Consider the following 21,542-nt stretch of genomic DNA (forward strand, 5'->3'; position numbering starts at 1 on the left):
AGGCGTGGGCCAGACTGGGAGGCATGAGCGAGTTCAGAATCGAGCATGACTCGATGGGCGAGGTCCGCGTCCCCGCCGGGGCCAGGTGGCGTGCTCAGACCCAGCGGGCCGTGGAGAACTTCCCGATCTCAGGACGGCCGCTGGAACCGTCGCACATCGCCGCGCTCGGGCTGATCAAGGCGGTCGCCGCGGAGGTCAACGCGGAGCTCGGCGTGATCGACAAGGACATGGCCGAGGCGATCGCGCAGGCCGCCGCGGACGTCGCCGAGAACGAGCACGACGCGGACTTCCCGATCGACGTCTTCCAGACCGGCTCGGGCACCTCGTCGAACATGAACGCCAACGAGGTGATCGCGACACTGGCGCAGGAGCGGCTGGGCCGTCCCGTGCACCCGAACGACCACGTGAACGCGTCGCAGTCGTCCAACGACGTCTTCCCGACCTCGATCCACGTAGCCGCGGCGACCGAGGTCGCCTACCATCTGCTGCCGTCGCTGGAACACCTGGCGACGACGCTGCGGGCCAAGGCGATCCAGTTCGACGGCGTGGTGAAGTCCGGGCGGACCCACCTGATGGACGCCACCCCGGTGACGCTCGGCCAGGAGTTCGGCGGGTACGCCTCGCAGGTGGAGCACGGCGCGGTACGCGTGAAGTCGGCGCTGGGGCACGTACTGGAGTTGCCGCTGGGCGGCACCGCGGTGGGCACCGGCATCAACACACCGCCCGGGTTCGCCGAGAAGGCGATCACGAAGCTGCGGGAGGCGACCGGTATCTCCTTCCGCGAGGCGCTGGACCACTTCGAGGCGCAGGGCGCCCAGGACTCCATCGTCGAGCTGTCGGGCCAGCTCAAAGTGGTGGCCGTCTCGCTCAACAAGATCGCCAACGACCTCCGGTGGATGGGCTCGGGGCCCCGCGCGGGGCTCGGCGAGATCAACCTGCCCGATCTGCAGCCCGGCTCGTCCATCATGCCCGGCAAGGTCAACCCGGTGATCCCCGAGGCCACGGCGATGGTGGCGGCGCAGGTCATCGGCAACGACGCGGCCATCACGTTCGCGGGGGCCTCGGGCAGCTTCGAGCTGAACGTGCAGCTCCCGGTGATCGCGCGGAACATCCTGGAGTCGATCCGGCTGCTGGCGAACGTCTCGCGGCTGCTCGCGGACCGGTGCGTGTCGGGCATCACGGCGAACGTGGAGCGGCTGCGGGAGTACGCCGAGTCGTCGCCGTCGATCGTCACGCCGCTGAACAGGTACCTCGGCTACGAGGAGGCGGCCGAGGTGGCCAAGCAGGCGCTGAAGGAGCGCAAGACGATCCGCGAGGTGGTCGTCGAGCGCGGGCACGTGACCTCGGGCAAGGTCACGGAAGCCCAGCTCGACGACCTCCTCGACGTGATGTCGATGACGCGGCCCCGGCAGTCGCGAGACTAGGCGGCGCGCTGGGAGGCGAGGCTCCAGCGGTCCAGGAGGGCGGCCGCGGCTCCCGAGTCGACGGCGTCGGCGGCCCGCTTGCGGGCGTCCGCCAGGGCGGCGGTGAGCTCGGCCGGGGGCGGGGCGCCGTCAGCGGCCACCAGGGCGGCCGCCGCGTTCAGCAGGACGATCTCGCGCACCGGGCCCGGCCTGCCCGCCAGCAGGGCGCGGGCCACCTCGGCGTTGTGCCGGGCGTCGCCGCCCCTGAGAGCCTCGACGGTGGCCCGGGGAACGGACAGGTCGGCCGGGTCGAACCGGGTCTGGGTGGCCCTTCCCCGGCGCACCACCCAGACCGTCGAGGGGCCGGTGGTGGTCAGTTCGTCCAGGCCGTCGTCGCCGCGGAAGACCAGGGACGAGCCGCCGCGTTCGGCGAGGACGCCGGCGATCACCTCGGCCATCCGCGGGTGGAAGGTGCCCACCGCCTGCGCGGCCGGGAGCGCGGGGTTGGTGAGCGGCCCGAGGAAGTTGAAGACCGTGGGGACCCCTAGCTCGCGGCGCGGCCCCGACGTCCGTTTGAACGCCGGGTGGAAGGTGGGGGCGAACAGGAACGTGATCCCCACCTCCTCGGCCACCCGCGCCACGCCCGCCGCGGACAGGTCGATCCGGACGCCGAGCTCCTCCAGGACGTCCGCCGCGCCCGCCGACGAGGACGCCGACCTTCCCCCGTGCTTGACCACCTTGGCCCCGGCCGCCGCCGCGACGATGGCCGCCATGGTCGAGACGTTGACCGTGTTCGCGCGGTCGCCGCCTGTGCCGACGAGGTCCACCGGGTCGCCGGGGATCCGGATCGCCGCCGACCGGGCGAGCATGCCGTCAGCGAGCCCGGCCACCTCCGCCACGGTCTCGCCCTTGGCCCGCATGGCGACGGCGAAGGCGGCGATCTGGGCGTCGCTCGCCGCGCCGGACATGATCTGTCCCATGGCCCAGGAGGCCTGCTGGGAGGTGAGCGATGCGCCGTCGAGGAGCGTGCTGAGCAGTGCTGGCCAGGTTGTCACGTGACGCCCTTTCGTCTGAGATGCTCGACTTCGTCTGAGATGCCCGACGGGACGTCCGGAAATGCCAACGGCCGCCTCGTCGAGGCGGCCGGGATGCGCGTGCGCCGGTGGGACCGCCTAGGAGGCGGGCCACCACGAGTATGCGAACGCGTTCACGGGCCAACCGTAGCAGGCGCCTGGGCAAGACTGACCGGGCGGACCATCCCGCGAAGACCACATAGGACGGTGGCGATCTATGTCGTCTGCACCCATGCGTCCACGCCCCGCGACCGCCTAGGGTCGGAGCATGGCGAAGGAGCTGACTGGGCGGACTGCGCTGGTGACGGGGGCCGGGGGCGGGATCGGGGCCGCGTGCGCGAGACGGCTGGCCGCCGGCGGGGCGAAGGTGCTGGTAGTGGACCGGAGGTCGGAGCCGGCCGAGAAGGTGGCCGCCGAGATCGGCGGGGTGCCCGTGGTGGCCGATCTGGGCGAGCCGGGCTTCCTGGAGCGGCTGCCTGACGGGCCGGTGGACATCGTGGTGAACAACGCCGGGTTCCAGCACGTGGCGCCGGTCGAGGAGTTCCCGCCCGAGGTGTTCTCCGCCATGCTCAGGGTCATGGTCGAGGCGCCGTTCCTGATCGCCCGGCACGTCCTGCCGGGGATGTACGACAGAGGCTGGGGCCGGATCGTCAACATCTCGTCGGTGCACGGGCTGCGGGCTTCGCCGTACAAGTCGGCCTACACGACGGCCAAGCACGCGCTGGAGGGCCTGTCCAAGGTGCTGGCGCTCGAAGGGGCGGCGCACGGGGTGACGTCCACCTGCGTGTGCCCCGCCTACGTCCGGACCGAGCTGGTGGAGGGGCAGATCGCCGACCAGGCCAAGGTGCACGGCATCCCGCCCGAACAGGTGGTCGAGGACATCATGCTGGAACCCGCGGCCGTCAAGCGGCTGATCGAGCCGGAGGAGGTGGCCGAGCTGGTCGCCTACCTGTGCGGGCCGAGCGGGTCGTTCATCACCGGCGTGTCGCTGCCCGTCGACGGCGGCTGGACGGCGCGCTAGTGGTGCGAGGCGGCGGCATCCGGCGGCTGAGTCCGCCCCACGGAGTGAGGCCATGAGCAGGCGCTTCCTGGAACTGCTCGCCAGGGAGGCCTCGGCGGTGGAGTTCGAGGGGCCCATCATCCAGGCGCGGGCCGAGGGCGCCGACCCCGCCACGATCGAGGAGCTGGAGAAGGCCAAGGTCGAGGCGCTGCAGGTGCGGGCGCTGCTGAAACGCAGGGCCAGGCGCGAGGCCGAGCTGTCGGCGCTGTACGACACGGCCGGCGACCTGGCGGCGCTGCGCGACCTGGACGCGGTGCTGGAGGCGATCGTGCACCGCGCCAGGCAGCTGCTGGCGACCGACACCGCCTACCTCACCCTGCACGATCCCGCCAGGGGCGACACGTACATGCAGGTCACCGACGGCTCGATCTCGGCCAAGTTCCGGGCGCTGCGGCTGGCCATGGGGGCGGGGCTGGGCGGGCTGGTGGCGCAGACGGCGACGCCGTACTCGACGGCCGACTACTTCGCCGACGCCCGCTTCCGGCACAAGAGCCACATCGACGAGGCCGTCGAGGAGGAGGGCCTGGTCGCGATCCTGGGCGTGCCGCTGCGGCTGGGCCAGCGGGTGATCGGCGTGCTGTTCGCGGCGAACCGCAGCGCCAGGCCGTTCCACCAGGAGGAGGTGTCGCTGCTGGCCAGCCTGGCGGCGCACGCGTCGGTCGCGATCGACAACGCCAGGCTGCTCCAGGAGACGAGGAACGCGCTTGAGGAGCTGTCGGCCGCGCACCGCACCGCCAGGGAGCACGGCGACGCCGTCGAACGGGCCGCGCTCGCCCACGACAGGATGACCTCGCTGGTCCTGCGTGGCGGCGGCATCGAGGACGTGGCCGCCGTGGTGACCGACGTGCTCGGCGGCTCGCTGGCCGTCCTCGACGACCTGGGCAGGCCGATCAACGGGCCGCTCAGCGGCAGCGTGGGCGAGCTGGACACGGGCGTGTTCGAGGCCGCGCAGGCGTCGCGGGCGCTCGGCCGCACCGTGCGCAGGGCGGACCTGCTGATCGCGTCCGTGGACGTCGGCGGGGAGCCGCTGTGCACGCTGATCCTGCGCAGCGACGACGCCGACGAGCGCATCCTGGAGCGTGCCGCGCTGGTGTGCGCGCTGCTGCTGCTGTTCCGCCGGAGTGTCGCGGAGGCGGAGGGCCGGGTGCGCGGCGAGCTGCTCGACGACCTGATCTCCCGTCCCGGCTCGCCGGGGCTGGCCGACCGGGCGCGCAGGCTGGGCGTCGACCTGTCCGCGCCGCACGTCGTGGTGGTGGCCAGGCACGACGGGCAGCGCGAGCGCGCCGCCTTCTGGGCCTCCTCCCAGGCCGCGCTCCGCCACGGGCTCGCCGCCGCCAGGGCCGGCGAGGTGGTGCTGCTGCTGCCGGGGCAGGACGCGGGCGCCGTGGCTCGCCGCGTGGCCGCCGACCTGACCGCGTCCCTGCACAGCCCCGCCACGGCGGGCGCGTCGAGGGCGGCGGGGAACGGCGCCATCGGGGTCGGGACCGCCTACCTGGAGGCGCGGCGCTGCGCCGAGGCGCTCAGCGCGCTGGGCCGCGCCGGAGACGGCGCGAGCGCGTCCGAGCTGGGCTTCGTCGGCCTGCTGATCGGCGACGGACGGGACGTGACGGGCTTCGTCACCTCGGTGCTCGGCCCGGTGATCGACTACGACGCGCGCAGGGGCACGGCGCTGGCCGGCACCCTCACGGCCTACTTCGGCTCGGGCGGTTCGCCCTCGCGGACCGCCGAGGCCATGCACATCCACGTCAACACCGTCACCCAGCGCCTCGACCGCGTCGGCAAGCTGCTCGGCGACGGCTGGCTGGAGCCGGAGCGGGCCCTGGAGATCCAGCTCGCCCTCCGGCTGCACCGGCTCGGCCACACATCAACCTGACAGACTGTGGGCTCCGGCCCCATATGAGTGACGCCGGTCACTCCCTAGCGTGACCGGCATGGCCACTTCCATCAAGAAGATCGTCGCCGCGAGCCTGATCGGCACCACCATCGAGTGGTACGACTTCTTCCTGTACGGCTCGGCAGCCGCCCTGGTGTTCAACAAGCTCTTCTTCCCCGACGCCGACCCGCTCACCGGGACGCTGCTGGCGTTCCTCACCTACGCCGTCGGATTCATCGCCCGCCCGCTCGGCGGCCTGGTCTTCGGCCATTTCGGCGACCGGCTCGGCCGCAAGACGCTGCTGGTCGTCAGCCTGCTGATGATGGGCGCCGCCACCTTCCTCATCGGCTGCCTGCCCACCCACGCGGCCGTCGGCGCGGCGGCCCCGCTGCTGCTGACCACCCTCCGGCTGGTGCAGGGCTTCGCGCTGGGCGGCGAGTGGGGCGGCGCGGTGCTGATCGTCTCCGAGCACGGCGAGGCGGGGCGGCGCGGCTTCTGGGCCTCCTGGCCGCAGGCGGGCGCGCCCGGCGGCAACCTGCTGGCCACCGGCGTGCTGGCGGCGCTGGCCGCCTGGCAGTCGGACGAGGCGTTCCTCGCCTGGGGCTGGCGGGTCCCGTTCCTGCTGTCGGGCGTGCTGGTGCTGATCGGCCTGTGGATCCGGCTGTCGATCACCGAGTCGCCGGTGTTCCAGCAGGCCGAGCCGGTGGAGACCGCGCCGATCGTGGGCGTGCTGCGCCACCACTGGCGGGACGTGATCACCGCGATCGGCGCCAGGCTGGCGGAGAACATCTCCTTCTACCTGCTCACGGTCTTCGTCATCACCTACGCCAAGACCAACAAGCTCGACAACTCCACCGTGCTCAACGCCGTGCTCATCGCCTCGGCCATCCACTTCGTGACGATCCCGATGTGGGGCGCGCTGTCGGACCGGATCGGCCGCCGCCCGATCTACCTGGCGGGCGCCGCCGGGATCGGGCTGTGGATCTTCGCGTTCTTCCCGCTGGTCGACACCGGCAACTTCCTGGCCATCACGCTCGCCGTCACCGTGGGCCTGCTCTTCCACGGCATGATGTACGGCCCGCAGGCGGCCTTCTTCTCCGAGCTGTTCGGGACGAGGATGCGGTACACCGGGGTGTCCATCGGCGCCCAGCTGTCGGCGATCGTGGCGGGAGCCCTCGCCCCGATCATCGCGGTGGCCCTGCTCAAGAGCTACTCCAGCGCCCTGCCGATCTCCGTCTACCTCGGTCTGGCGGCCGTGCTCACCCTCGTCGCGGTCTTCGCCGCCAAGGAGACCCAGGGCCGCGACCTGGCCGAGAGGATCCACGCGTGAACGTCACCACCCCCCGGCTCACGCAGCACGTCATGACCGTCGAGGGCAGGAGCGGCGAGCCCGTCCTGTTCGTGCACGGCAACGTCTCATCCGCCGCCTTCTGGCGCGACAGCATGGCCGCCCTCCCGCAGGGTTGCCGGCCGCTCGCGGTGGACCTGCGCGGGTTCGGCGGCACCGACCCCGCGCCCGTCGACGCCGCCCGCGGGCTGCGCGACTTCTCCGACGACCTGCTGGAGCTGGTGGACGCGCTGGAGCTGGACGGCGTCCACCTGGTCGGGTGGAGCCTGGGCGGCGGCGTCGTGCTGCAGATGCTGCGCGACCGTCCCGCGGCCGTCAGGTCCGTCACCCTGGTCAACCCCATCTCGCCGTACGGGTTCGGCGGGACCGAGGGCGCCGACGGCCGGCTGACGCACCCCGACGGGACGGGCGCGGGCGCGGGCGCCGCCAACCCCGACTTCGTGGCCCGGCTGAGCGTGGGCGACGTCTCCGCCGAAGCGCCGACCTCCCCGCTGTCGGTCTTCCGTAGCTCGTACGTCAAGAACCCCGTCCCCGACGAGGGCTTCTACGTCCGGTCGATGCTCACCACGCACGTCGGCGAGGCGAACTACCCCGGCGACGCCGCGGGGTCGGCCGAGTGGCCCGGCGTGTCGCCCGGCAAGCGCGGCGTGCTGAACGCCATCGCCCCGACCAACTTCCGGCTGGACGACCTGCACGAGATCGACCCCAAGCCGGCGATCCTGTGGATCAGGGGCGCCGACGACGTGATCGTCTCCGACACCTCCCTGTTCGACCTGGCCCACCTGGGCGCGCTCGGCGTGGTGCCCGGCTCGCCGGGGACGCCGGCCCAGCCGATGGTCAGCCAGACCAGGGCCGTCCTGGAGCGGTACGGCCGCTACCGCGAGGCCGTGCTCGACGAGTGCGGCCACAGCCCGCACCTGGAACACCCGGCCGAGTTCCAGCGGCTGCTGGCAGAGCACCTCAGGGAGGCCTGATGTTGGTCGCCCTCACCCTGGTCGCGAGCCTGCTCACGCCCGTGCAGCAGCTCACCGTGCCGGGCGCCGAGCGCGCGGTCGTCGCCAGGCTGGACGACCTGACCACCGCGGGCACCGTCGCGACCGGGCACACCGACCCGGCCGACTGGGCCGGCCTGCACTCGGCGGCCACGGTCAATCCGACCGGGGTGCCCGGCATCCAGATCGACGGCTACTTCCCCGACACGTCCACCACCAACACCAACCACGGCTGGAACCACGACGCCCAGTTCGTGATCAGGCTGCCGGAGAACTGGACCGGCGGGCTGGTGGTGTCGGGCACCCCCGGCAACAGGGAGCAGTACGCCAACGACTACACGATCTCCGACTGGGTCCTGTCGAAGGGGTACGCGTTCGCCGCCACCGACAAGGGCAACACGGGCGTCGGCTTCCACACCGACGGCCGCCGGCCCGGCGACGCGATCGCCGAGTGGAACGAGCGCGTCACCCAGCTCGCGGTCGCCGCCAAGGCCGTCGTCAGGCAGCGGTACGGCAGGTCGCCCGAGCGGACGTTCATGGCCGGGATCTCCAACGGCGGCTACCTCGTCAGGTGGCAGCTGGAGAACCGGGGCCGGCTGTACGACGGCGGCGTCGACTGGGAGGGCACGCTCTGGCGGGTCAAGGGCGACAACCTGCTCAACTACCTGCCGAAGGCGCTCAAGGCGTACCCGGACCAGTCAGGGGTGCTCGCGGCCGGGTTCGCCGAGGGCTCGGAGTTCCTGTGGCCGTTCCACCGGCAGCACTACTGGGAGCTCACCCAGCAGCTCCACCAGAAGGAGCTGGACCCCTCGTACGAGGGCGCCGCGGCCGACTACGACTACGACGCGCGCAAGCCTTACGCGGCCGTCGCGAAGATCGCGTTGACCGGCCGGATCACCAAGCCGCTGATCACCATCCACGGCACGCTCGACACGCTGCTGCCGATCGCCCGCGACTCGGACGTGTACGCGAAGATGGTCGGCCCGCACCGGCCGTTCCGCTACCACCGGATCGAGGGCGGCAATCACCTCGACAGCCTGGTCGACGCCTACCCCGACAAGCTCAAGCCGATGCTCCCGGCCTTCAGGAGCGCGTTCGCCGAGCTGGAGGAGTGGGTCAGTCCTTGAGGTAGCGGTGCTTGCCCGCGCGCGCCAGGCGCACGATGTGCCGCGCGCCGGGCAGGCGGCGGCCCAGCCTGTGCAGCCTGGTGTCGCGGCCGAGCGGCGAGCGCCGCTCGGGGGTCACCATGGCCGAGGGACGCACCGTGACCCTGCCCCTGCGCATCTCCAGCCCGAACCGCAGCCCGGTCTCGTCGTCGGCGGTGCGCAGCGACAACAGCCAGAGACCGGGGCCGAGCGCGTCCTTGCCCGCCAGCATCCGCTTGACCGGGACCTTGGCCACCAGCTGCCCGGCGAACCTGCCTGGCACGCCCGGCTCGACCAGCGCGGGCACGGTCAACTCGTGGTCGCTCCTGGCGGCGCTGCGCAGCACCAGCTCCACCGGCGGCCCGCCGCTCGGCGGCACGTACGGGACGGGCAGCACGACGTACAGGTGGCTGTCCTGCTGTCTGAGCGTCACGCCTGGCGACACGAGCGCGATCGACTCGGAGAACGAGCGCGGCTCGACGGCCAGGCCCAGCTCTCCGGCGTCCGTCCAGCAGGGCACCACGAGCCGCGTCCTGGGCCGCTGGGCCAGCACGCCGAGGCAGTTGAGCGGGCCCTCGGGGCGTCGCACGCGGCTCCTGGCCTGGTGGGCGCCGCCGTACATGCGCACGTGCACCTCCCACTGGCCGGACTTGAGCGGCTCGCCGAGCGCCGCGACCGTCACGTCCACCCTGGCCTCGCCGGCGATCTGCACGCGGACATGGCGGCGGCCGTCCGGGACGTGCTCCACCTGGTAGGCCACCGGGAGGAAGTGGACGACGCCGGTCTCGGCGTGCCGCACGTACACCTCGATGCGGGCCCGCTCGACGGCCGCGGTGACGTCCTTGACGCTGTCGGGCAGCAGGTCGTCGTCGATGGACCGGGGCGGGGACCAGTACAGCCGGTCGCCGTCCGTCCGGAACCTGGTGGGCTCGCCGTCACCGGCCAGCACCTCCACGGTCAGGCCGAGCACCAGGACGTGCGCGTCCCACCGGACCTCGTTCAGATCGGCGAGCAGGCCCGCCCGCTTGGAGGAGTTGGCCAGGACGACGACCTGGTCCAGCCGCCCGGCGCGGACGAGCGTGGCCAGGGCCCGGTAGTGGACGGGCAGGTGGCGGTCGAGCCGCTCGGGGAAGCGCTCCTCCATGAGCTCCCTGACCAGCCTGAAGTGCAGGCCCCTGTCCACGGAGGAGGTGGCGAAGCGCTGGCTGAGTAGCGGGCGCAGGACGGTCGAGCGGTACCAGTAGCCGTACATGCGCTCGCGCGGGCGTCCCTCGCCCACGTGCTCGTCGATCGCGGACAGCAGGGCGCGCAGCTCGGCCACCACGACCTGCGGGTCCTCCTCGGGCTCCGCCCGCTCGCCCAGGTGGCAGCAGGGCTGGTCGGCGAGCACCGCGATGACCTTGGCCTGGAGGTAGGCCCGCACCACGAACGCCTGCTCGGCGATCCGCCCGCCGGGCACGGCGAAGCCCAGCTCGTGCTCCTCCAGGAAGGCGCGGCGGTAGAGCTTGTGCGGCGTGATCAGGGTGAGCAGCCGGTCACGCAGGATGTCGGCGCGGGCCTTGCTGCGCTCGAAGCCGGGCACGGGCGGCCCGCTGTCGCGGACCAGGCGGCCGATCAGCACGTCGGCGTCGGTCTCGACGGCCCGCTCGTACATGCGGTGCAGCGCGTCGCGCTCCAGCCGGTCCCGCTGGTCCATCAGGTAGACGTACTCACCCTTGGCCGCGGCCAGCGCGACGTTGCGCCCGACCATCGGGGAGCCCGAGTGCGGCAGGTGCAGGACCCTGACGTTCCTGCGGACCGCGGCGACGGTGTCGAGCCGCTCGGCGATGCCGTCCGTGGACCCGTCGTCCACGAAGACGACCTCGTACTCCTCGGCCCGCAGGGTCTGCTCCAGGACGGAGCGGATGCACGCGTCGGCCGTATCGCCCGGGTTGTGGACACTCACGATCACGCTGACCTTCACACCCATGCGGCCAGCGTGCGCCGTCATACATCAGGTGGCCCGGCGGCTTGCCGATTGCAGAAGGAAAAGATGACCTGTCAGTACCAACCCGTGGCCTGCGAGTGGCCCCACGCGCCGCACGGCGTGCCGTACCTGCCCTTGATGTAGGCGAGGCCCCACTTGATCTGGGTGGCGGCGTTGGTCTGCCAGTCGCCGCCCGCGCTGGCCATCTTGCTGCCAGGCAGGGCCTGCGGGATGCCGTAGGCGCCGGAGTAGCGGTTCATGGCCCGCTCGTTCCAGCCGCTCTCCTTCATCCAGAGCCGTTCGAGGCAGCCCCACTGGTCGGCGCCGAAGCCCGCCGAGGCGAGCATGCTCTTGGCGACGCCCTTGTTGCTGCCGGGCGAGGGGTTGCTGCCCGGCGGGAAGGTGGCGGGCGGGAAGCCGTCGCTGGTGGGGGGCTTCTTCACCTCGACCCAGTCGAGCTTGGACTTGCCGCCGTCGCGGCCCTCCTTGAGCTTGTCGGCCCGGTACTTCTGGGCCGCCGCGTCCTTGAGCGCGTCGTTCTCGGGGTCGGGGGCGCTGAGGTCGCCCGACGCGATCTTGCCGAAGTCCTGGGGCGTGAGCGGGTCGCGAACGATGTCGGCGTTCTGGACGGCACGGTAGGCGACGAACCCGCCGCCGCCGATGACGGCCGCGGCGGCCACGGCGATGATGGCGACCCGCTTCACGCTCACCCGCGAGGATCGGCGTGTCGAGCGGGGGGTCTCCTGCGTCTGGCGCTCACTCAACTGCGGACCTGGGCTCACGATCCATGAGCTTGCCCTGTCCTGGGGGGTGGTCCGCAACCGAAACGGGACATTCGGTTGGCGTTCCATTGACTAATCAGCAGGTTAGGGCAGGCTTTCCCGTTCGCTGTGATGTTGGTCACAACAAAGAGGGCCCGCCCTTCGGGCCCCACCGCCGAAGGGAGGACCGCTTTCAGGCTGCCCCGGCTTCTTCGGGATCACGTGAGTGGCATGTCACAGTTTCATGACACAACACGGATATACACGACATGGAAGAATAATGTGCGCGTGGCTGGCATCCTCCTCGTCGAAGACGACCCCTCGGTGCGTACGGCCCTGGAGCTGGCGCTGACCAGGCAGGGCCATTCCGTGACGTCCTACGGGACGGGCGAGGAGGCGCTCGACCACATCAGGTCGCGCAGGCCCGAGATCGCCATCCTGGACGTCATGCTGCCCGGCATCGACGGCGTCGAGGTGTGCCGCCGCATCCGCAGACTGGACCAGCTCCCCGTCATCCTGCTCACCGCCCGCGGCGACGACCTCGACGTGGTGGTCGGCCTGGAGGCGGGCGCCGACGACTACGTGGTCAAGCCGGTCGAGCCGAGAGTCCTGGACGCGCGCATCAGAGCCGTCCTGCGCAGGGCCGAGTCGGCGGCGTCCGACCGGATCTCGTTCGGCGACCTCATGATCGACCGGGGCGCGCTCAAGGTCACCCTGGGCAGCAAGGAGATCCACCTGACGCCCACCGAGCTGCGGCTGCTGCTGGAGCTGGTGCGGCACCCGGGCCAGGTGCTCAACCGCCGCTATCTGCTGCGGGCGGTCTGGGACCACACCCACGTCGCCGACTCCCGGCTCGTCGACGCCTGCGTGCAGCGCGTACGGGCGAAGATCGAGCCGAGGCCGGCCGAGCCGGTCTTCATCCACACCGTCCGCGGATTCGGCTACCGCTTCAGCCCCCCGTGATCCGGCTGCCGACCGGGCTCCGGGCGCGCCTGGTCATCACCTTCACGCTGGTCGCCGTGGGAGCGTCGGTGCTGGTCGCCACCATCGGCTTCGAGCTGGCCAAGGGGGCGCTGATCGAGCGGGCCGAGAACAGCTCGATCGACCTGGTGACCAGAGAGCTGGAGCGGATCGCCTTCCCCGTCGGCAGGCTCAGGCCCGGCGAGGCCGCGCCCACCACGACCGAGCTGGCCACCGTGTCCGCGGCGCTGAGCGGGCCGGGCAGGAGCGTCATCGTCGAGTACCGCGACCTGGCCTACGCCGAGGGCCAGCTGACCATGGCCAACGTGCCCAACGAGCTGTACGGACGGGCCAAGCAGGGCGTCGTCAGCCAGCGCAAGGTCATCCACGACGAGCTCTGGCTGATCATCGGCGCCGAGGTCTACCGGGCGGACAGCGGCTTCCCTGAGCCCACCGGGCTGCGCGTGTTCGTCTTCTTCCCGCTGCACGACGAGGAGGCCCAGCTCGCCGCCCTGCGCACCACGTTCACCCAGGCAGGCGTGGTCATCCTGCTGATCGCGCTGGTCGTGGCGCTGCTGTCGGCCAGACAGGTGCTGCTGCCGGTCAGGCGGCTCAGCGCGGCGGCCCAGGCGCTCGGCGAGGGCCGCCTCGACACGCGTCTGCCCGTGAGCGGGCACGACGAGCTGGCCGGGCTGTCCGCGCTGTTCAACGACGCGGCGGCGGCGCTGGAGCTGAGCGTGGCCGAGCTGCGGTCGCTGGAGGCGATGTCGCGCCGGTTCGTCGCCGACGTCTCGCACGAGCTGCGCACCCCGCTCACCGCGATGACCGCCGTCGCCGACATGCTCTCCGACGAGGCCAAACGGCTGCCGGACGCCCCCGCCGAGGCGGTCAGGCTGGTGCTCGGCGAGATCGAGCGGCTGCGCGAGCTGGTCGAGCACCTCATCGAGATCAGCCGCTTCGACGCGGGCACCGCCACGCTCAACCTGGAACCGGTCAACGTGGCCGACGCGGTCCAGGACTGCCTGGAGGTGAGAGGCTGGAGCGACCAGGTGCGGGTGAACGCCTCCCAGAGCCTGACGGTCAACCTCGACCCGAGGAGGTTCGACGTCATCGTGGCCAACCTCGTCGGCAACGCGCTCAAGCACGGCCTGCCCCCCGTCCTGGTCAGCGCCAGGGGCACCGAGAACGGCCTGGAGGTGAAGGTGCGCGACCACGGCAAGGGCATCCCGGAGGAGGCCCTGCCGCACGTCTTCGACCGCTTCTTCAAGGCGGGCGCGGGGCGGGCCCGCAGCCAGGGCAGCGGCCTCGGCCTGGCCATCGCGCGGGCCAACGTCCACCTGCACGGCGGGACGATCTCGGTGCGCAGGCAGGAGCCCGGCACCCTGTTCACGGTCTGGCTGCCGCACGGATGACAGCCGGTCAGCTCCTCGCGGCGGCCGCGCTGCTGGCGGTGGCGGCCTGCGGCATCACGCCCTCGGACGTCGAGGACCGGGCCAAGCCGCCCACGATCACCGTGCCGCCGCCGTCCAAGACGATCTACCTGCTCAAGGACGGCAAGCTGACGCTGGAGCCCGCCAACGTGACGTCCGACAGGGTCGACAGCCTCCTCAACGCCCTCTTCGCCGCGTCCAGCGCGCCGCTCGGCGACCGCGACACCGCGCTGCGCGGCTTCACCCTGGAGGGCATCTCCGACTCGCTCAACCCCATCAAGCGTGACGAGGTCCAGCTGCCGCGCACCTCCACCCTCACCGTCTACGTCAAGGGCGAGGGCGAGCTGAGCAAGGAGGCCAAGGCGCAGATCGTCTGCACCGCCCAGCAGGACGCCGCCTTCGAGCAGGTCCAGATCGTCCACAGGTACGCGAACCGCCCCTCCAAGATGGAAGGGCGGTTCATCTGCGGCGACCTGAGGTGACCTAGATCGTGATGTCCTCCAGCATCTCGGTCACCAGCGCGGCGATCGGCGAGCGCTCCGACCTGGTCAGCGTGACGTGCGCGAACAGCGGGTGGCCCTTGAGCTTCTCCACCACCGCCACCACGCCGTCGTGCCTGCCGACGCGCAGGTTGTCGCGCTGGGCGATGTCGTGGGTGAGCACCACGCGGGAGTTGGCGCCGATCCGGCTCAGCACGGTCAGCAGCACCCCGCGCTCCAGCGACTGGGCCTCGTCCACGATCACGAACGCGTCGTGCAGCGACCGGCCGCGGATGTGCGTGAGCGGCAGCACCTCCAGCATGCCGCGGTCGAGCACCTCCTCGATCACCTCGGGCGAGGTGACCGCGCTCAGCGTGTCGTAGACCGCCTGGGCCCACGGGCCCATCTTCTCGCCCTCGGTTCCCGGCAGGTAGCCGAGCTCCTGGCCGCCCACCGCGTACAGCGGGCGGAAGACGACCACCTTGCGGTGCTGGCGGCGCTCCAGGACGGCCTCCAGGCCCGCGCAGAGGGCCAGGGCCGACTTGCCGGTGCCCGCCCGGCCGCCCAGCGAGACGATCCCGATCTCGGGGTCCATCAGCAGGTCCAGCGCGATGCGCTGCTCGGCGGAGCGGCCGTGCAGCCCGAACGCCTCGCGGTCGCCGCGCACCAGCCGCACCGACTTGTCGGGCAGGACCCGGCCGAGCGCCGAGCCCTTGGCCGACAGCAGCCGCAGGCCGGTGTGCGTGGGCAGGTCCCTGGCCTCGTCCATGTCGGCGGTGCCGTGCTCGAAGAGCGTCTCCACGTCCTCCGTGGTGGCCTGGAGCTCGGCCATTCCCGTCCAGCCCGACTCGACGACCAGCTCGGCGCGGTACTCCTCCGCCAGCAGGCCGATCGAGCCCGCCTTGATCCGCATCGGCAGGTCCTTGGAGACGAGCACGACGTCGCAGCCCTCGGCGGCGAGCGTGCGCGCCACGGTCAGGATGCGGGTGTCGTTGTCGCCCAGCCGGAAGCCGACGGGAAGCACGGACGGATCGCTGTGGTTGAGCTCAACCCTGATCGTTCCATCCCCGGTCGGCATCGGCTCGTCCAGCCTGCCGTACTGCACGCGCAGGTCGTCGAGGTAGCGCAGGGCCTTCCGCGCGAAGTAGCCGAGTTCGGGATGGTGCCGCTTCCCCTCAAGCTCCGTGATCACGACGATCGGAAGGACGACGTCATGCTCCGCGAAACGGGTCAATGCCGCCGGGTCGGCGAGCAGGACCGAGGTGTCCAGCACATAAGTGCGCTTGGCGGGCTTGGAAGAAGGGTTGCTCGAGGACACTGCCACACGTTCTCCCCCGGGCGCCCATGAGAGCGGGAGCCCTGCAGACGAGGCGGGAATCGGACCGGACCCGCATCCCCTACCGCGACATGCCGGCGGTGCCGGGTTCCGGCCCCCCTCAGCAGGTCGTGGCGCAAAGGCGGGCCCTTTCCGGAGTGTTCGGCCTGTGGCCGAACACTTCCAACGTTACGTCCTGAATACCCGCTTCGCGGGTCAGAAACCGTAACGCCGGTGTCTCGCGGCATAGTCGCGCAGCGCCCGCAGGAAGTCGACCCTGCGGAAGTCGGGCCAGTAGGCCTCGTGGAAGTAGAACTCAGAGTGAGCGCTCTGCCACAGCATGAAGCCCGACAGACGCTGTTCGCCCGAGGTCCGGATGAGAAGATCCGGGTCGGGCTGACCGCGAGTGTAGAGATGCTCCGCGATGTGCTCGACATCGAGAACCTCGACGAGGTCCTCGATGCTGGCCCCCTTGCTGGCGTGCTCCTGGAGGAGTGAGCGCACCGCATCGGCAATCTCACGTCTTCCACCGTACCCAACTGCAACGTTCACAATCAGGCCGGGACGGTGCGATGTGGCCTCTTTCGCAGTTTTCAGGACATTCGCCGTTCTGTCCGGCAGCAGGTCCAGCGCGCCCACCGGGCTGATCCGCCAGCCCTCCTCCACCAGCTCCTGCGTGACGTCCTCGATGATCCGCAGCAGCGGCTCCAGTTCCTCCCTGGGACGGTTCAGGTTGTCGTTCGACAGCATCCAGACCGTGACGACCTCGACGCCCGTCTCGCGGCACCAGGTGAGCAGCTCGGAGATCTTGTCGGCGCCCTTGCGATGGCCGGTGGCGACGTCGGACATGCCCATGGACCGCGCCCAGCGGCGGTTGCCGTCGATGATGACCCCGACATGCCGGGGGATGCTGCCCTTCACCTTCGACAGCTTGGTCTCCAACCGGTGCTCGTACACCCGGTAGACCAGATCGCGCAGGCCCACGGAGCCCTCCCCAGCGGTGCTGTGCCTGTGGTCGTATGACCTAACAGGCAATTATCACCGCGATTCACCCCTGCCTGCTCCCTCAACGGGATTCCTGGCCAGATCTCTACCGTCAAGGCAGCCCTCGGCCTCGTCCACCAGGCCGCGGACGAACACGGCCAGTTCGGCCGAGGTGAGCACCGCCCGCATGCCGATGCCGGAGGCGCCCCACGCCTCCACGTACGCCCTGCGGGTCAGGCGCCACTCGCCGCAGCCCTCGCGGCGCGGAACCCAGATCGGGATGGTCCTGAGCTGGCAGCGTAGCTCCCCGCCGCCCACCACGCCGGACCTTGTGCGATAGCGGAAGGAGAACAGCTCGCTCTCGGGCTCCTCGTCGGGGAACCGGTCGTCGGGGTCCGGCCAGAGCCCGGCCCCGCCGCGGCCATCACGGGCGTCGTCCACGCCCCGGGCCAGCCGGGCGAGCAGCCAGCCGCACCTCTCCCCCACGACCCCGTACGGCGTGCCGTCGCGGCGCAGCTCCAAGGTGATCTCGTACGGCCTGCCGACACTGTCCGTGCACGCGACAGGCGTGACGGTCAGGTATGAGCCGTCCACACAGCGCAGTCCCCCCACGAGAGAGAGGTTTCCGCCCGAAAGTCAGCTAAACCCGCAAAAACCCCAGCGCCCTTCAAGAGGTACGGCCCCGTGGACCGTACCTCTGCGACCTCGTCAGCCCAGGCGGTCGACCAGGGCGGTGTACTCGTCCCACAGCTCCTTCGGCAGGTGGTCGCCGAAGGTGCGGAAGTGCGCCGGGATCAGCGACGCCTCCTCGCGCCAGACCTCACGGTCCACCGACAGCAACGTGCGCAGGTCCTCCTCCGACAGGTCCAGGCCCTCGGTGTCGAGCGCCTCCGGCAGCAGGCCGATCGGCGTCGGGACGGCCTTGGCCTCGCCGTTGAGCCGGTCCACGATCCACTTGAGCACGCGGCTGTTCTCGCCGAAGCCCGGCCAGATGAACCTGCCGTCGGCGTCCTTGCGGAACCAGTTCACGTAGTAGATGCGCGGCAGCTGCGCGCCCGAACGCCTGCCGATCTTCAGCCAGTGGGCGAAGTAGTCGCCCATGTTGTAGCCGCAGAACGGCAGCATGGCGAACGGGTCGTGGCGCAGCTCCCCGACCTTGCCCTCGGCAGCGGCGGTCTTCTCGGAGGCGACGTTGGCTCCGAGGAAGACGCCGTGCTCCCAGCTCAGCGACTCGGTGACCAGCGGCACCGCGGTGGCGCGCCGGCCGCCGAACAGGATCGCCGAGATGGGCACGCCCTTGGGGTCCTGCCACTCGGGGGCGATCGTGGGGCACTGCGAGGCGGGTGTGGTGAAGCGGGCGTTCGGGTGGGCCGCCGGCTCGTCGCTGTCAGGCGTCCAGGAGCGGCCCTTCCAGTCGGTCAGGTGCGCGGGCGGCTCGTCGGTGAGGCCCTCCCACCACACGTCGCCGTCGTCGGTGAGCGCGACGTTGGTGAAGATGCTGTTGCCCCAGAGCGTCTTGACCGCGTTGGCGTTGGTGACCTCGCCGGTTCCCGGAGCCACGCCGAAGAAGCCGGCCTCCGGATTGATCGCGTAGAGACGGCCGTCGTCGCCGAAGCGCATCCAGGCGATGTCGTCGCCGACCGTCTCGACCTTCCAGCCGGGAATCGTCGGCTGCAGCATGGCCAGGTTCGTCTTGCCGCACGCGCTCGGGAAGGCCGCGGCGATGTAGCGCGTCTCACCCGACGGCGGCGTGAGCTTCAGGATGAGCATGTGCTCGGCCATCCAGCCCTCGTCACGGGCCATCGTGCTGGCGATGCGCAGCGCGTAGCACTTCTTGCCCAGCAGCGCGTTGCCGCCGTAGCCCGAGCCGTACGACCAGATCTCGCGGGTCTCGGGGAAGTGGCTGATGTACTTGGTGGAACTGCACGGCCACGGGACATCGTGCTGGCCCGGCGCCAGCGGGGCGCCCACGCTGTGCACCGCCTTGACGAAGTCGCTGTGCTCATGGTCGCGCTTCCCGGCCTTTCGCGCCGCCGCACGCTTCTCGATCAGGCGCAGCGCCCGGTCGCCCATCCTCGTCATCACCCGCATCGACACCGCCACGTACGGCGAGTCGGTGATCTCGACACCGAGTTGGGAGATCTCACCTCCCAGGGGGCCCATGCAGAACGGCACCACGTACATGGTGCGGCCGCGCATGCAGCCCTTGAACAGCTGGCCGAACGTCCGCCGCATCTCGGCCGGAGCGATCCAGTTGTTGGTCGGGCCCGCGTCCTGCTCGCGCTCCGAGCAGATGAACGTGCGGTCCTCGACCCTGGCCACGTCGCTCGGGTCGGACTTGGCGTAGAAGCTGTTCGGCCGCTTGGCCAGTCGGGTGAACGTGCCCTGCTCCACGAGCAGGTTCGTCAGGCGCGTCCACTCCTCCTCCGAGCCGTCGCACCACTCGATCCGGTCGGGCTGGGTCAGGGCTGCGATCTCGTTCACCCACGCGACCAATTCGGCATTGGTCGTCGGGGCCGGTACTTCCACGGAAACGGACACGGCTGTGGCTCCTCCACTCTGTCGGCGCCCAAACATCTTTAACGCAGACGCCGTCTGGAATCCAATTGGCATAGACCTGTTGGATACGGCGTCGCCGCAGGCAGCGGCCTTGACGATTGGGGGAGCCTACCCAGGAAGAGGGCTTTTAAAGAATTCGGTCAGCGCGCCGGACGGGCACAATAGCGCTGGTCTAAACCAATCTGGTAAGAGGTATAGTCCAATTTCCGGCCCGTTTCCGCTGGGTGCTCTCAGGAATTGACATCCGGCCCGGAGGAGCGAACACGGTCGACGTGCTGCAAAGCGTCGCGCAATTCGGTCAGCCAGGTGTCGGTGTTCTTGCCGACCAGCCGGACGCACCACGCCAGCGCGTCGCTGCGGCTGCGGGCCACGCCAGCGGCCACCAGCGTGTCGAGGACCTGCCTCTCCGACTGGCGCAGCCGGGTCATCACCGGCACCGAGAGAGTGGTGAACATCACAGTCTCGCCGCCGCAGACGACGCCCCAGGACACCTTCTGCCGGAACCTGCGCTCGGCCTCCTTGGCGATCTCGATGCGCCTGTCGCGGGTCTCTTCGCGGAACCGTCGGATCAGCCCGTCGACCAGGGCGACCCGCTCGGCCTCCGAGCCCTCGGCCTCGGGCTCCTGGAGCGTCCCGAGGACCGCGATCTCCTCGCGGTCCCTCACGATCTCCGGCGCGCCGGTGAACCAGCCCTCGGGGAGGCGGCCGGTGAACCAGGCCCGGATCTGCGCTGTTGCTTCCTCGTTTGCCATGTAATCAACATTACACACTTGCGCGCGAAATACACCCCCCAGGAGGCGCCTGTCAGGGCCTTGTGGCGGCGAAGCGACATCCGAGCCGGGGCCGCTGAACGCGGCGCGGGCGGGTCGCGAGGGAGCCGCCGAGCATGCAGGCAGGCGCGGGCGGCGGTGAGGTGGGACGTGGGAGGGGCGGGGCAGGCTCGTGTCAGCGGACCCGGGACGCCAGTACCGGGCTGACCCGGACGACGCCGGCCAGGTTGCGGGTGTTCACCGGGGAGAACTTCACCACGTCCCCGGTGCGCGGCGCCTGCAGCATCTTCCCGTTGCCCCAGTAGATCGCCACGTGCGAGATGTAGCCCGGGTTGGTCGGGTCGCTGCGCCAGAACAGCAGGTCACCCGGCTGCGCCTGCGCCAGCGACACCTGCGGCCCCGTCACCCACTGCTGGTGGGTCACCCGCGGCATCCGCACGCCCGCCTGCGCGTACGCCCACTGCACGAGGCCCGAGCAGTCGAAGGTGTTGGGGCCTTCCGCCCCCCACACGTACGGCCTGCCGAGCTTGGACACCGCGGCCTTCAGCGCCACGGTGATCTGGGCGGCCGTCATGAACGAGCCCGTGGCCAGCGTCTGTTGCCTGGTCTGCGGCTTGGGCAGCACCGGGTTCACCATGACCGCCTGCGTGCCCTTGGGCAGCCGGCCGAGCACGGACTTGCGTAGCTTGGCCGAGTCGACGCCGGGAGCGCTGACGATCAGCGCGTTGTTCTGCGGCAGCCCGAGGGTCCGCCCGGTCTCCCTGGACACGACCGCGTCGACCGCGCCGAAGCCGGTCGTGGCGTAGGCGCCGATCCGCAGCTCCCCCGCCGGGCCGGAGACGCGGCGGTGCAGCGCGAGCCCGCCGTCGTTGCCCAGCACGAACGAGACGGCGACGTCACCGGCGGCGACGTTCGTCCAGAGCGCGTCGGAGGACGCGGTCACCTTCGGCGTGTACGCCCGGAACGAGGACGGGTTGACGGCCAGGGTCTGCACCCGCTTGTTGTCGAGCAGGACGGACGCGGCGTCGGCCAGTTCCAGCGCCTTGACCCCCTTGACCCGGGCGACCTTGCGTAAGAGCTGGTTGGTGAGGGGCTTGCGGGTGACCACGAACAGGTTGGGCTTGTGCAGCTGCCCGAGCGGCGCCACCGGCTGCATGGTGGTCGTGACCTGGGGATTGGTCTGGGGATTGGTCTGGGGCCTGGTCTCGGCCGCCAGGGTCTGCCTGGGAACCACCGCGGCCGGCCGCCGCCGCGCCACGGTCGTGTCGGCGCGCTCGCCCGACTGGACGAGCAGCAGGGTGTCGGCGGTGAGCACCGCGACCAGCGCCACCACGATGAACGGCACCAGCCTGCGGTGGTCGCGCCGGGTGGAGGCGGCCATGAGGAAGCCGAGGTCCTGGCGGATGCCCGAGGAACGCGAAAAG

The 21,542-nt window shown here is 70.9% G+C and carries 18 protein-coding genes; 9 read left to right on the forward strand and 9 right to left on the reverse strand.

The window, feature by feature from the left end:
- Positions 1 to 23 precede the first annotated feature (23 nt).
- Positions 24 to 1,424 carry a class II fumarate hydratase gene (locus tag ABT294_RS20060; protein WP_350807515.1) on the forward strand — a complete coding sequence of 467 codons (1,401 nt, stop codon included), beginning with the start codon at positions 24 to 26 and terminating at the stop codon, positions 1,422 to 1,424.
- On the opposite strand, the gene trpD is transcribed toward ABT294_RS20060, so the two are convergent.
- On the reverse strand, positions 1,421 to 2,458 hold the full coding sequence (gene trpD / locus ABT294_RS20065; RefSeq protein WP_350807516.1) for an anthranilate phosphoribosyltransferase: 1,038 nt from the start codon (positions 2,456 to 2,458) through the stop codon (positions 1,421 to 1,423). The genes ABT294_RS20060 and trpD overlap by 4 nt on opposite strands.
- Before the next feature lie 286 nt (positions 2,459 to 2,744).
- Here trpD and ABT294_RS20070 point away from each other — a divergent pair, with 286 nt between their 5' ends.
- From ABT294_RS20070 to ABT294_RS20090, 5 genes are read left to right on the forward strand one after another with little or no spacing between them, the layout of a single operon-like run.
- Positions 2,745 to 3,497, forward strand: a complete 753-nt coding sequence (locus tag ABT294_RS20070) for a 3-hydroxybutyrate dehydrogenase (RefSeq protein ID WP_350807517.1) — start codon at positions 2,745 to 2,747, stop codon at positions 3,495 to 3,497.
- Between the two features lie 52 nt (positions 3,498 to 3,549).
- Complete coding sequence (locus ABT294_RS20075; protein WP_350807518.1) at positions 3,550 to 5,409, forward strand: helix-turn-helix domain-containing protein; 1,860 nt, start codon at positions 3,550 to 3,552, stop codon at positions 5,407 to 5,409.
- Between the two features lie 58 nt (positions 5,410 to 5,467).
- Positions 5,468 to 6,739, forward strand: coding sequence for an MFS transporter (locus ABT294_RS20080; RefSeq protein WP_350807519.1), 1,272 nt, complete (start codon positions 5,468 to 5,470; stop codon positions 6,737 to 6,739).
- Positions 6,736 to 7,731: an alpha/beta fold hydrolase gene (locus ABT294_RS20085; RefSeq protein WP_350807521.1), complete on the forward strand. Its 996-nt coding sequence runs from the start codon at positions 6,736 to 6,738 to the stop codon at positions 7,729 to 7,731. The genes ABT294_RS20080 and ABT294_RS20085 overlap by 4 nt, the downstream gene beginning before the upstream one ends.
- On the forward strand, positions 7,731 to 8,876 hold the full coding sequence (locus ABT294_RS20090) for an alpha/beta hydrolase family protein (RefSeq protein ID WP_350807522.1): 1,146 nt from the start codon (positions 7,731 to 7,733) through the stop codon (positions 8,874 to 8,876). Before ABT294_RS20085 ends, ABT294_RS20090 begins: the two co-directional genes overlap by 1 nt.
- Here the strand turns inward: ABT294_RS20090 and ABT294_RS20095 are convergent.
- Both ABT294_RS20095 and ABT294_RS20100 read right to left on the reverse strand, forming a co-directional pair.
- Positions 8,866 to 10,863, reverse strand: a complete 1,998-nt coding sequence (locus ABT294_RS20095; RefSeq protein ID WP_350807523.1) for a glycosyltransferase family 2 protein — start codon at positions 10,861 to 10,863, stop codon at positions 8,866 to 8,868. The genes ABT294_RS20090 and ABT294_RS20095 overlap by 11 nt on opposite strands.
- A 71-nt stretch (positions 10,864 to 10,934) precedes the next feature.
- On the reverse strand, positions 10,935 to 11,570 hold the full coding sequence (locus ABT294_RS20100) for an aggregation-promoting factor C-terminal-like domain-containing protein (RefSeq protein ID WP_350807524.1): 636 nt from the start codon (positions 11,568 to 11,570) through the stop codon (positions 10,935 to 10,937).
- A 339-nt stretch (positions 11,571 to 11,909) separates the two neighbouring features.
- Here ABT294_RS20100 and ABT294_RS20105 point away from each other — a divergent pair, with 339 nt between their 5' ends.
- From ABT294_RS20105 to ABT294_RS20115, 3 genes are read left to right on the forward strand one after another with little or no spacing between them, the layout of a single operon-like run.
- Positions 11,910 to 12,584, forward strand: a complete 675-nt coding sequence (locus ABT294_RS20105) for a response regulator (protein WP_350807525.1) — start codon at positions 11,910 to 11,912, stop codon at positions 12,582 to 12,584.
- Positions 12,581 to 13,993: an ATP-binding protein gene (locus ABT294_RS20110; RefSeq protein WP_350807526.1), complete on the forward strand. Its 1,413-nt coding sequence runs from the start codon at positions 12,581 to 12,583 to the stop codon at positions 13,991 to 13,993. The genes ABT294_RS20105 and ABT294_RS20110 overlap by 4 nt, the downstream gene beginning before the upstream one ends.
- Positions 13,990 to 14,493, forward strand: a complete 504-nt coding sequence (locus tag ABT294_RS20115; protein WP_350807527.1) for a hypothetical protein — start codon at positions 13,990 to 13,992, stop codon at positions 14,491 to 14,493. Before ABT294_RS20110 ends, ABT294_RS20115 begins: the two co-directional genes overlap by 4 nt.
- Position 14,494: 1 nt before the next feature.
- On the opposite strand, the gene phoH2 is transcribed toward ABT294_RS20115, so the two are convergent.
- The 6 genes from phoH2 to ABT294_RS20145 all read right to left on the reverse strand — a co-directional run bounded on the left by phoH2 (position 14,495) and on the right by ABT294_RS20145 (position 21,499).
- Positions 14,495 to 15,814 (reverse strand): RNA 5'-3' helicase PhoH2, encoded by a 1,320-nt coding sequence (phoH2, locus tag ABT294_RS20120; RefSeq protein WP_350807529.1) that lies wholly within the window; start codon positions 15,812 to 15,814, stop codon positions 14,495 to 14,497.
- Positions 15,815 to 16,021: 207 nt separating this feature from the next.
- Positions 16,022 to 16,789, reverse strand: a complete 768-nt coding sequence (locus ABT294_RS20125) for an isoprenyl transferase (protein WP_350807530.1) — start codon at positions 16,787 to 16,789, stop codon at positions 16,022 to 16,024.
- A gap of 54 nt (positions 16,790 to 16,843) precedes the next feature.
- Positions 16,844 to 17,383: a hypothetical protein gene (locus ABT294_RS20130; RefSeq protein ID WP_350807532.1), complete on the reverse strand. Its 540-nt coding sequence runs from the start codon at positions 17,381 to 17,383 to the stop codon at positions 16,844 to 16,846.
- A gap of 114 nt (positions 17,384 to 17,497) precedes the next feature.
- Entirely contained in the window at positions 17,498 to 19,330 is a 1,833-nt protein-coding gene (locus ABT294_RS20135) for a phosphoenolpyruvate carboxykinase (GTP) (protein WP_502912079.1), read from the reverse strand.
- A 248-nt stretch (positions 19,331 to 19,578) separates the two neighbouring features.
- Positions 19,579 to 20,100 (reverse strand): ATP-binding transcription factor AbmR, encoded by a 522-nt coding sequence (gene abmR / locus ABT294_RS20140; protein WP_350807534.1) that lies wholly within the window; start codon positions 20,098 to 20,100, stop codon positions 19,579 to 19,581.
- Between the two features lie 193 nt (positions 20,101 to 20,293).
- A complete protein-coding gene (locus ABT294_RS20145; RefSeq protein WP_350807535.1) occupies positions 20,294 to 21,499 on the reverse strand; it encodes a C40 family peptidase in 1,206 nt (401 codons plus the stop codon).
- Between the last annotated feature and the right edge of the window lie 43 nt (positions 21,500 to 21,542).

The sequence above is a fragment of the Nonomuraea sp. NPDC000554 genome (genome assembly GCF_040300065.1).
GTDB lineage: Bacteria > Actinomycetota > Actinomycetes > Streptosporangiales > Streptosporangiaceae > Nonomuraea.